Source organism: Pseudomonas sp. TNT3 (assembly GCF_010095445.2).
GTDB lineage: Bacteria > Pseudomonadota > Gammaproteobacteria > Pseudomonadales > Pseudomonadaceae > Aquipseudomonas.
In genome coordinates, this window is the sequence record NZ_WFGV02000134.1 from 1 (window position 1) to 1165 (window position 1165).

General features: G+C 53.1%; 1 protein-coding gene. It reads left to right on the forward strand.

The features are described from left to right. Positions 1–192 precede the first annotated feature (192 nt). Positions 193–1128: a transposase gene (locus GBC55_RS29725; RefSeq protein ID WP_162441225.1), complete on the forward strand. Its 936-nt coding sequence runs from the start codon at positions 193–195 to the stop codon at positions 1126–1128. Positions 1129–1165 lie beyond the last annotated feature (37 nt).

Below are 1165 nucleotides of genomic sequence, written 5' to 3' on the forward strand. Positions count from 1 at the left end.
GACTTGAAGGGGTGGGGTGGGACTACAGACTCGATTCTGACTCTGACCAGTACAGACTGTGGGAGACTTCTCGTCCCACCCCTTCTACCCAAAGCGCCGATAAGGAATGCATCGGTCAAACCGACGATAGAGACAAGCCAGCGCAACGGTAGACCCCGACAAGCACTTAAACCCTAGCTCTGAGGAATTGTCATGACAATCCCTACTTCGCAAACGGTGGTGGGTATTGATGTCGCCAAGGCCGAGATCGTTGTCTATCGCGCCGACCTGCAAACCATCGACCCGGTCAAAAATGACCGAACCGCCCTTAAACGCTGGCTCAAAGACCTGCCGCCAGGCAGCGCTTTGGCTGTCGAAGCCACCAATATTTACCATTTGGACACCATAGAACTGGCTTACGAAATGGGCCACCAAGTCTACGTGGTGGATGCCTATCGAGTGAGCCATTACAGAAACAGTGTCGGTCAGCGCGCCAAGAATGACCCCTGTGATGCGCGTTTACTGGCGCGCTACTTGGCGAGCGAACAGAGCAAGTTGCGGCTGTGGAGCCCGCCACCTAAGGCCTACACTTCGCTCAAAAGTCTGCTTCACAGGCGCGCAACGCTTATCCAGAACCATTCGGGATTAATGCTGAGCTGGACTGATGAGCCTTTGCTGAAAAAAATCCAGGCCGCTCAGCAAAGAGCATTCAAAGAGGCCGATCAGGCGATTCAAAAATTACTGCGCAAGGTCAGTAAAGAAGCCGGAATTGAGGAAAATATAGACCGTTGCAAAGCCATCGAAGGCGTTGGCGAGCTGACCGCGACCGGGCTGGCAACGACTTTTATGCGGGGCGATTTTGCCAATAGCGATGCGTTCATCGCGTTTTTAGGGATGGACCTTCAGGTCGATGACTCCGGAAAAAAGAAAGGCGTCCGGCACCTGACGAAAAAAGGGGATCCGGAAGTTCGCCGCCTGGCTTACAACGCTGCTATGGCAGCGTGTCGATCACCTAAATGGAAACCGTTTTACGAGTCGTACCTGGCTAGAGGCTTCTCAAAAACTCAGGCTTTGGTGGCCTTGGCTCGCAAGCTCTGTCGGGTGGCGTTCGCTCTGATGAAAAATCAGAGCGAATACCTATCGGCTTGAGAATTTTGTGTTGCTGGGCAACATAGAATCTCCCACA